At 74.2% G+C, this 10,045-nt stretch carries 8 protein-coding genes; 6 read left to right on the top strand and 2 right to left on the bottom strand.

Going from position 1 to position 10,045, the window contains the following annotated elements:
* Window positions 1-65: 65 nt before the first annotated feature.
* On the bottom strand, window positions 66-1,565 hold the full coding sequence (locus AB0469_RS23995) for a M1 family metallopeptidase (RefSeq protein ID WP_366453494.1): 1,500 nt from the start codon (window positions 1,563-1,565) through the stop codon (window positions 66-68).
* Window positions 1,566-1,870: 305 nt separating this feature from the next.
* Between AB0469_RS23995 and AB0469_RS23990 the strand changes: the two genes are divergently transcribed.
* From AB0469_RS23990 to AB0469_RS23965, 6 genes are all read left to right on the top strand, one after another.
* On the top strand, window positions 1,871-2,734 hold the full coding sequence (locus AB0469_RS23990) for a hypothetical protein (RefSeq protein ID WP_366453481.1): 864 nt from the start codon (window positions 1,871-1,873) through the stop codon (window positions 2,732-2,734).
* A gap of 97 nt (window positions 2,735-2,831) precedes the next feature.
* Entirely contained in the window at window positions 2,832-5,258 is a 2,427-nt protein-coding gene (locus AB0469_RS23985) for a Tex family protein (protein WP_366453480.1), read from the top strand.
* Window positions 5,259-5,578: 320 nt separating this feature from the next.
* The gene (locus AB0469_RS23980) at window positions 5,579-6,031 is read left to right on the top strand and encodes a hypothetical protein (protein WP_366453479.1); all 453 of its coding nucleotides are present in this window, start codon (window positions 5,579-5,581) and stop codon (window positions 6,029-6,031) included.
* The gene (locus AB0469_RS23975) at window positions 6,021-7,217 is read left to right on the top strand and encodes an MAB_1171c family putative transporter (RefSeq protein WP_366453478.1); all 1,197 of its coding nucleotides are present in this window, start codon (window positions 6,021-6,023) and stop codon (window positions 7,215-7,217) included. The genes AB0469_RS23980 and AB0469_RS23975 overlap by 11 nt, the downstream gene beginning before the upstream one ends.
* A gap of 39 nt (window positions 7,218-7,256) precedes the next feature.
* Complete coding sequence (locus tag AB0469_RS23970; RefSeq protein WP_366453477.1) at window positions 7,257-8,039, top strand: SDR family oxidoreductase; 783 nt, start codon at window positions 7,257-7,259, stop codon at window positions 8,037-8,039.
* 70 nt (window positions 8,040-8,109) lie between these two features.
* Complete coding sequence (locus AB0469_RS23965) at window positions 8,110-8,355, top strand: hypothetical protein (protein ID WP_366453476.1); 246 nt, start codon at window positions 8,110-8,112, stop codon at window positions 8,353-8,355.
* Between the two features lie 51 nt (window positions 8,356-8,406).
* On the opposite strand, the gene AB0469_RS23960 is transcribed toward AB0469_RS23965, so the two are convergent.
* Window positions 8,407-10,044 (bottom strand): ABC-F family ATP-binding cassette domain-containing protein, encoded by a 1,638-nt coding sequence (locus AB0469_RS23960; RefSeq protein WP_366453475.1) that lies wholly within the window; start codon window positions 10,042-10,044, stop codon window positions 8,407-8,409.
* Window position 10,045 lies beyond the last annotated feature (1 nt).

The following is a 10,045-nucleotide window of genomic DNA, read 5'->3' as shown; positions in this document are numbered from 1 at the left end:
GGGGGCGCCGGGGGGCGGGGGCCCGCTGCGGGCCCCCGGCGCGCGCGTCCGCGTACCGCGGCCGGTCAGTGGTCGTGGATGCCGTTCGTGGCGGCGATCTTCTTCCAGGACTTCGGCTCCACGGCCGGCTTCGCCGGGGCCAGGGAGCGGGCGCCCGCCTTGGCGGCGGGGGCGCCGAAGGACGGCTTGCCCGGGGTGTACAGCCAGGTGTCGAAGAGCTGGGCCAGCGGCTTGTTCGAGACCTTCTCCGCGTACCGGACGAAGTCCCCGACCTTGGCGTTCCCATAGGCCCGCTCGGTCGGCCAGCCCTTGAGGATCTGGAAGAACTTCTCGTCGCCGACCTCGTTGCGCAGCGCCTGGATCGCGATCGCGCCCCGGTCGTAGACGGCCCCGTGGAACTGGTTCTCGGCGCCCGGGTCACCCGGCTTGACCTGCCAGAACGGGTCCTCGGCCGGACGGTTGTCGTACGTCCACTGCGCCAGCTCCTGCGCGGTGCCCTCGCCCTCCTTCTCCGACCACAGCCACTGGGCGTAGCGGGCGAAGCCCTCGTTGACCCAGATGTCCTTCCAGTTGTCCACGGACACGCTGTCGCCGTACCACTGGTGGGCCAGCTCGTGCACGACGACGGAGACGTTGGCGCCGTTCGCGAACTGGCGCGGGCTGTAGAACGGCCGCGTCTGGGTCTCCAGCGCGAAGCCGGAGGGCACGTTCGGGACGTAGCCGCCCAGCGCGTTGAAGGGGTACGGGCCGAAGACCGACTCCAGCCACTCCGCGACCTCGCCGGTCCGCTCGACGCTCGCGCGCGCCGAGCCCGCGTTGTCGCCGAGGTCCCTGCTGTACGCGTTGAGGATCGGCAGGCCGCTCGCCGTCTTGTCGGTGGTGATGTCGAACTTGCCGATGGCGAGGGTGGCCAGGTAGGTGGCCTGCGGCTTGTTGGAGCGCCAGTTGTAGCGGGTCCAGCCGAGGCGGGAGGTCTGCGACTGGAGCACGCCGTTGCTGATGGCCTGGGTGCCGTCCGGGACGTTGACCGAGACGTCGAAGGTGGCCTTGTCGAGCGGGTGGTCGTTGCTCGGGAACCACCAGACCGCCGAGTCGGGCTCCTGCGCCGCGATGCCGCCGTCCGGGGTGCGCTGCCAGGCGGACCAGCCGTCGACCTTGAACTCCGAGGGCTTTCCGGCGTACTTGACGACGACGGTCGCCTGCTTGCCCTTGGCCAGCGGCTGCGCGGGGGTGACCTCCAGCTCGTGTGCGCCGGAGGCGGCGAACTTCGCCTTGGCGCCGTTGACCCGGATCTCGCTGACCTTGAGGCCGAAGTCCAGGTTGAAGCGGGACAGGTCCTGCTTGGCGGTGGTCAGGAGGGTGGCCGTGCCCTCCAGCAGGTCCGTCTTCGGCTGGTACTGCAGGCGCAGGTCGTAGTGGGAGACGTCGTACCCGCCGTTCCCGCTCTCCGGGTAGTAGCTGTCGCCGATCCCCGGCGCGCCCTGGACGGAGCCGGCCGCCGATGCCGGGATCACCAGCAGGAGGGAGGCGGCCAGGACGCTCGGGGCGATCATTTTGCGGTACACGAAGAGCTCCAAGGGGTAGGGGAGGCAGATCGGTTCGACGTCCGTCGTACGTCGTTCGACCGTATTCACCCGTGGTCCCTCAGGTCATGTCCATGGTCCCTGCTGTCACACGATCGCCATTCGGCCGTCACGATCACGGCCCCGTGCGGTGCGCCGTCCGTGGGACGCGGGGCCGGGGGAGCCCGTTCCGGGGCATTCCCGCACCTGCGGGGCGGAGCCCAGGTTGGCGCGAATGCGCCCCGTGCGGCGGTGCGCCCCGCCCCCGGGAGGTAGGCGACATACCGGCTAGTCGGTAGGGTGCGGTCATGAGCATCGACCCGCACGCCGCACGCCGCTGCTGGCACGCCGCCATCAACCCCCTCCACGCCACCAGCTACTTCTCCCCGGAGATCTTCGAGGAGCTCGGCGCCCTCGGCATCACCCACCGGGTGGCCGTCAACCTCGCCAGCCGCTCCGCCGCCATGGGCGCCGTCGGCCCCGGCACGGTCACCGCGACCTTCTACAACTACCGCCACGACCTCGTCACCCGGCACCTGCCGGCCGTCTGGGACACCGTCACCCCCGAGCAGGTCCTCGCCGCGCGCCTGCGTGCCGCCGACCGGACCCTGCGCCGCCTCCTCGGCCCCGGGACCATCGCCTCGCCCGAGCTCGCCGAAGCCGCCGACCTGGCCATACGGGCCACCGAGGCCTGTACCCGGCACGGCCGGACCCTCTACGCCGCCCACGCCGACCTCCCCGTCCCCGAGGAGCCGCACCTGCGGCTGTGGCACGCCACCACCCTGCTGCGCGAGCACCGCGGCGACGGGCACCTCGCCGCCCTCCTCCTCACCGGCCTCGACCCGCTGGAGGCGCTCGTCAGCCACACCGCCACCGGCCGCGGCATGACCGCGAAGTGGGTCAAGAGCATCCGCGGCTGGGAGCAGTCCGACCTCGACGCCGCCGCCGGCCGGCTCCGCGCCCGCGGCGTCCTCGACGCCGACGGCGAGCTCACCGAAGCGGGCCACGCCCTGCGCGAGCGGCTGGAGGCCGAGACCGACCGCCTGGACGCCGCCCCGTACGAGCACCTCGGCGCCGACGGCGTCGCCCGGCTCCACGCGCTCGGCGGGGCCCTCGTCCAGCGGGCCATCGGCGCCGGGGCCTTTCCGCCCGACCTCTTCGGAAAGGGCTGAGGGGCTCCCCGCCGCCGCCACCCGCACCTGCCACAATTGGCAGCCTTCCACGCACACGCACGAAGGCACGAAGGCAGGCGGGACCGCAGTGACGACGATGTCCATCGAAGGCAGGATCGCCGAGGAGCTCGGCGTACGGGAACGGCAGGTCAAGGCCGCCGTCGAGCTGCTCGACGGCGGCTCCACCGTGCCGTTCATCGCGCGCTACCGCAAGGAAGCGACCGAGATGCTCGACGACGCGCAGCTGCGCACCCTGGAGGAGCGGCTGCGCTACCTGCGCGAGCTGGAGGACCGCCGTGCGGCGATCCTCGACTCCGTACGGGAGCAGGGCAAGCTCGACGCCGGACTGGAGGCCCGGATCCACGCGGCCGACACCAAGGCCCGGCTGGAGGACATCTACCTCCCCTTCAAGCCCAAGCGCCGCACCAAGGCCCAGATCGCCCGCGAGGCCGGCCTGGAGCCGCTCGCCGAGGGGCTGCTGGCCGATCCCTCGGCCGAACCGGCCGCCGCCGCGGCCGCGTTCGTCGACGCCGGCAAGGGGGTGGCCGACCCGGCGGCCGCCCTGGAGGGCGCCCGCGCCATCCTCACCGAGAAGTTCGCCGAGGACGCCGACCTCATCGGCGACCTCCGCGAGCGCATGTGGGGCCGCGGCCGGCTCGCCGCGAAGGTCCGCGAGGGCAAGGAGGAGGCGGGCGCCAAGTTCTCGGACTACTTCGACTTCGCCGAGCCCTTCACCGCCCTGCCCTCCCACCGCGTCCTGGCCATGCTGCGGGGCGAGAAGGAGGAGGTGCTCAGCCTGGACCTGGAGCCCGAGGAGCCCGCCGCCGGCTCCCAGGCCCCCTCCACCTACGAGGGCCTCATCGCCCGCCGCTTCGGCATCGCCGACCGCGCCCGCCCCGGCGACAAATGGCTCGCCGACACCGTCCGCTGGGCCTGGCGCACCAAGATCCAGGTGCACCTCGGCATCGACCTGCGGACCCGGCTGCGCGCCGCCGCCGAGGACGAGGCCGTACGGGTCTTCGCGGCCAACCTCCGCGACCTGCTGCTCGCCGCCCCCGCCGGCACCCGCGCCACCCTCGGGCTCGACCCGGGCTTCCGCACCGGCGTGAAGGTCGCCGTCGTCGACGCCACCGGCAAGGTCGTCGCCACGGACGTGATCCACCCGCACGTTCCCGCCAACAAGTGGGACCAGTCCCTCGCGACCCTCGCCCGCCTGGCGAAGGAGCACGGCGTCGAGCTGGTCGCCATCGGCAACGGCACGGCCTCCCGCGAGACCGACAGGCTCGCCGGCGACCTCATCACCCGCCACCCCGAGCTCGGGCTGACCAAGGTGATGGTCTCCGAGGCCGGCGCCTCCGTGTACTCGGCCTCCGCCTTCGCCTCGCAGGAACTGCCCGGCATGGACGTGTCGCTGCGCGGCGCGGTCTCCATCGCCCGGCGCCTCCAGGACCCCCTGGCCGAGCTCGTGAAGATCGACCCGAAGTCCATCGGCGTCGGCCAGTACCAGCACGACCTGTCCGAGGTGAAGCTCTCCCGCTCCCTCGACGCGGTCGTCGAGGACTGCGTCAACGGCGTCGGCGTGGACGTCAACACCGCCTCCGCGCCCCTGCTCTCCCGGGTCTCCGGCATCAGCGGCACCCTCGCCGAGAACATCGTGGCCCACCGCGACGCCAACGGCCCCTTCCGCAGCCGCAAGGGCCTCAAGGACGTCGCCCGCCTCGGCCCGAAGGCGTACGAGCAGTGCGCGGGCTTCCTGCGCATCCGCGGGGGCGACGACCCGCTCGACGGCTCCGCCGTGCACCCCGAGGCCTACCCGGTGGTGCGGGCCATGGGCAAGAAGGCGGGCGGCGAGGTGGCGGCCCTGATCGGCAACACCGCCGTCCTGCGCTCCCTGCGCCCGGACGAGTTCGTCACCGAGGCCTTCGGCCTGCCCACCGTCACCGACATCCTGCGCGAGCTGGAGAAGCCGGGCCGCGACCCGCGCCCCGCCTTCCGGACGGCCAGCTTCAAGGAGGGCGTGGAGAAGATCGGCGACCTGGCCCCCGGGATGGTCCTGGAGGGCGTGGTCACCAACGTGGCCGCCTTCGGCGCCTTCATCGACATCGGCGTCCACCAGGACGGCCTGGCGCACGTGTCGGCCCTCTCGAACACCTTCGTCAAGGACCCCCGGGACGTGGTCAAGCCGGGCGACATCGTCAAGGTCAAGGTCATGGACGTGGACATCCCGCGCAAGCGGATCTCCCTCACCCTGCGGCTGGACGACGAGGCCGGGGCGGAGCGCGGGGCCGGTGCGCCGCGCCAGCGCGACGAGCGCCGGGGCGGCGGCCGTCCCCCGCAGCAGCGCGGCCAGGGCGAGGGCCGCGGCCAGGGCCAGGGCCAGGGCCAGGGCCAGCGCGGCGGCGGCCAGCGCCAGGGCGGCGCAGGCCAGCGTTCCGGCGCCCCGGCCCCCGCCAACAGCGCCATGGCCGACGCCCTGCGCCGGGCCGGCCTCACCGGCGGCCAGGAGGACCGCCGCAAGCGGTAGGGGCGCGGGGGACGGCCCCGGACGGCCGCGACCGGCAGGGTCGGCAGCTCTGGCCGGATAAGACCCCCGGGAAGCGGCCGTCCTTGCCAACTCCCTCATGTGATCGGTAGGCATGGTGGAACGCCCGTTCGTCTCGCGCGGACGGGCGTTGCGCGTTTCCCCCTCCGGGACCGCACTCCCGAGGCCGCCTCAAGGCACAGGACGTCATGCCGAACCCCACCCACGCCTACCGACGCTGCCCGAGAAAGGGTCCGAAGAGGGAACACATGCCCTACCGGAATCTCAGCCTGCGCAGACGCTGCGAGATGATTCTCGGTCACATGGATCTGACGCACCCGTTCTCCCTGGACGCCCTGTGCGCCCGCATAGCCGACCGGCGCGGCCGTCCGATCCGGATCCACCCCCTGCCCCGCGAGGCCGCCGAATCGGGCGTCTGCGGACTGTGGGTGGGCACCGAGACCGTGGACTACGTCTTCTACGAGGCCCACACCACCCCCTTGCACCGCGAGCACATCGTGCTCCACGAGCTGGGCCACATCCTCTTCGGCCACCACTCCCTGGAGGGCGAGGAGAACGGCGGCGACGCCCCCGTGGTCCTCGGGCGCACCAACTACACCACCCGCCAGGAGCAGGAGGCGGAGATGCTCGCGAGCATGATCCGCATCCGCACCTCGGGAGCCGGCCGCCCCCGGCCCGCCCCCGGCCCCCGGGGAGCCCTCGCCCGGCTGGAGTCCGCCATGGGGTACGAGCGGGGCCACCGCGATGGCAGCTGAACTCGCCGCGCTCGGCGACCGGCTGGCGGTCCCCAGCGTCGTCTGCCTGTGGCTCGCGGTGCTGCTGCGGGCCCCCGGCGCGCTGCGCTCGCCGCAGCAGCGCGGGCTGTGGCTCGCCGTCGCCACCGCCGCCGCCGCGATGACCCTGAACCTGCCCGACGTCGTCGCCTACGCCCTGCGCCGCGAGGCCTCGTACGCGCACGCCATCGGCCTCGTCCGCAACCTCACCGGGGTCCTGTCGGCGGGCGCCGTGCTCTACTTCGTGGCCGCCGCCACCCGCGGGCGCGGCCTCCAGCGCGCCTCCTGGGCCGGCACCCTGGTCTGGCTCACCACCCTCGTCGCCCTGGACGCCGCCGCGCCCGCACACGGCACGCACACCATCCCGTCCTCCGGCGCGCCCGTGCCCTCCCTGCCGTACTGGCTCGTACTGGTCTCCGCCCACCTGATCGCCAACACCATCTGCGTGTACGTGTGCTGGCGCTACGGCCGCCGCACCGAGAGCCGGGGGCTGGCCGCCGGGCTGCGGCTGTTCGGCCTGGGCACCGGCCTGGCCTGGCTGTTCTGGTTCGCCTACCTCCTCAAGGCCCTGTTCGCGAGCACCTGGGCGGCCCCTGCCCTGCCGCTGCTGATGAACCTCCACGGGCTGCTGCGCGCCGCCGCCATCCTCGTGCCCACCCTGTTCACCCTCCGCCTCACCCTCGCCGACACCGCCACCGCCTGGCGGCTGTGGCCGCTGTGGCGCGACCTGGTCCAGGCCGTCCCGCACGTGGTCCTCTCCCAGCCCCGCGCCGGACGGGTGCTGGAGCTGCTCTGGCCGTCCATGCCGCGCAACCTGCTCGTCTACCGCAAGGTCATCGAGACCCGGGACGCCATCCTGATCCTGGGGGAGTACGTGGCCCCGGGGGTCCCCGAGCTCGCCCGCGGCCACGTCGCCGGCAGCCGCATCCCCGAGCAGCGGCGCACGGCCGCCGCGCTGGCCTGCGTCCTGAAGGAGGCGCGCCGGGCCAAGCTCGCCGGACTGCCCGGGCAGCCGGCGCAGGCCCCCGCCCTGGAGCTGCCGGCCGCGATGCAGACCTCCGCGGAGGGCGGCGGCCTGGACGACGAGGCCCGCTTCCTGGTGGACGTGGCCCAGGCCTACGCCTCGCCCGAGACCTCCGCCTTCGCCCCCGTACCCGGCGCCGCCTGAACCGCCGGCGCCGTCCGCACCACCGAGGAAGTGAACCGCTTGACCACCACCGTTCTGATCACCGGGGCCAGCGCCGGCCTGGGCGCCGCCTTCGCCCGGGGCTTCGCCGCCAAGGGCTGCGCCCTGGTCCTGGTCGCCCGGGACACGTCCCGTCTGGAGGCCCTGGCCGGGGAGCTCGGCCGGGACTTCGGGACCGTCTGCGAGGTGCTGCCCGCGGACCTCCTCGACCCGGCCGGCTGCGGGTCCGTCGCCGACCGGCTGGCCGACACCGCACGGCCCGTGGACGTCCTGGTCAACAACGCCGGCTTCGGCCTGCCCGCCCCCTACCCGTACAGCCCCGTCGAGGACGAGGAGCGGATGCTCGACCTCCTGGTGAAGGTCCCGCTCCGCCTCACCCACGCCCTGCTGCCGGGCCTGCGCGAGCGCCGCCGGGGCGCGGTGCTCAACGTCTCCTCGGTCGCCGGACTGCTGCCGACCGGGACGTACGGGGCGGCGAAGGCCTGGGTGACCGCCTTCAGCGAGTCCCTCCGGATCGACATGGCGCCGTACGGGGTCCGCGTCCTGGCGGTGGTGCCCGGCTTCACCCGCACCGAGTTCCAGGAGCGCGCCGGGATGGACGTCAGCGCCCTGCGCGACGCCGTCTGGCTGGAGCCGGAGGCGGTGGTGGCCAAGGCCCTGCGCGACCTGGCGCTGCGCCGGCCGCTCAGCATCACCGGCCGGGGGTACCGGGCGTACGCCTTCGCGGCCCGCCACCTCCCGCGCACCTTCGTGGCCGGCCGGATGGCGCGCGAGCGCAGGGCCCCGGCCGGCCCGAAGGACTGAGCCGACCGGTTTGCGGGGCCGCCGCGCGGGCAGCCGCCGGGCGAGGGGGACCAGGGCAGGAGGTTCCGTCATGGACGAGCAAGGCGGCGCCGGAGGCGTCCCGCTCCACGGCGACGAAGACCCGCAGCAGCGGCGCAGGCCGCACACGGCACGTCCCGCACCCCGGGAATCCCGCTCCGGGCCGGAGCCCGGCCCCGTCCGGCGCGAGGACACGGACGAGGCCGGCCGCCTCGACCGCCCCGCAGCCGCGGACCCGGGCGCATCCCGCGGAGACCACGGACACCGGAGGGCGGGCAAGGGCCCGGGCGCGTACTGACCGGGGCTCGGCAGGGGCCCGGGCGCGTACCGGACGCCCGGGCCGCCCCGCTCAGAGCTCGGTGACCCTGCCGTCCGCGACCTCCAGCCGCCGGGTCACGCGGACGGCCTCCAGCATGCGGCGGTCGTGGGTGACCAGCAGCAGCGTGCCCTCGTAGGAGTCCAGGGCCGACTCCAGCTGCTCGATCGCCGGCAGGTCCAGGTGGTTCGTCGGCTCGTCCAGCACCAGGAGGTTCACCCCGCGGCCCTGGAGCAGCGCCAGGGCCGCCCGGGTGCGCTCGCCCGGGGAGAGGGTCGCCGCCGGGCGCAGCACGTGCGCCGCCTTGAGGCCGAACTTGGCCAGCAGCGTCCGGACGTCCGCCGGCTCGGTCTCCGGGACCGCCGCGCAGAAGGCCTCCAGCAGGGACTCCTCCCCGAGGAACAGGCCGCGCGCCTGGTCGACCTCGCCCACCAGGACGCCCGAGCCCAGCGTGGCGGAGCCGGAGTCCGGGGCCAGCCGGCCCAGCAGCACCGCGAGGAGGGTGGACTTGCCGGCGCCGTTGGCCCCGGTGATCGCCACCCGGTCCGCCCAGTCGATCTGGAGGCCGGCCGGGCCGAAGGCGAAGCCCCCGCGCTTGACGGACGCCTCGCGCAGGGTGGCGACGACCGAGCCGGAGCGCGGGGCCGCCGCGATCTCCATGCGCAGCTCCCACTCCTTGCGCGGTTCCTCCACGACCTCCAGCCGCTCGATCGCCCGCTGCGTCTGGCGGGCCTTCGCCGCCTGCTTCTCGCTGGACTCGCCGCGCAGGGCCCGGCCGATCTTGTCGTTGTCGGAGGACTTGCGGCGGGCGTTGCGCACGCCCTTGTCCATCCAGTTGCGCTGCATCTGCGCGCGGCCCTCGAGGGCGGCCTTCTTGTCCGCGTACTCCTCGAACTCCTCGCGGGCGTGGCTGCGGGCCCGCGCGCGCTCCTCCAGGTACGACGCGTAGCCGCCGCCGTAGAGGTTGATCTGCTGCTGGGCCAGGTCGAGTTCGAGGACCTTGGTGACGGTGCGGGTCAGGAACTCGCGGTCGTGGCTGATGACGACCGTGCCCGCGCGCAGCCCCGTCACGAACCGCTCCAGCCGCTCCAGACCGGCGAGGTCCAGGTCGTTGGTGGGCTCGTCGAGGAGGAACACGTCGTAGCGGGAGAGGAGGAGCGAGGCGAGGCCGGCGCGGGCGGCCTGGCCGCCGGACAGGGCCGTCATCGGCAGGTCCAGGCTCACGCCCAGGCCCAGCTCGTCCGCGGTCTCCTGGGCCCGCTCGTCCAGGTCGGCGCCGCCCAGGTTCAGCCAGCGGTCCAGGGTCTCCGCGTACGCGTCGTCGGCGCCCGGGGTGCCGTCCACCAGCCCCTGCGTGGCCTCGTCCAGCGCCGCCTGCGCGGCCGCGACCCCGGTACGGCGCGCCAGGAACTCCCGTACCGTCTCGCCCTCGCGCCGCTCGGGCTCCTGGGGGAGGTGGCCGACGGCCGCACCGGGCGGGGAGAGCCGCAGCTCACCGGTCTCGGGGGTGTCCAGCCCGGCGAGCAGCCGCAGCAGGGTCGACTTCCCGGCGCCGTTGACGCCGACGAGGCCGATGACGTCGCCGGGCGCGACGACGAGGTCGAGGCCGGCGAAGAGCGTGCGCTCGCCGTGCGCGGCGGTGAGGTTCTTGGCGACGAGGGTTGCAGTCATG

The sequence above is a fragment of the Streptomyces sp. NPDC093801 genome (assembly GCF_040701585.1).
Taxonomy (GTDB): domain Bacteria; phylum Actinomycetota; class Actinomycetes; order Streptomycetales; family Streptomycetaceae; genus Streptomyces.
The sequence above is the reverse complement of the archived record's forward strand: the minus strand, read 5'-3'. Positions and strand labels throughout refer to the sequence as shown.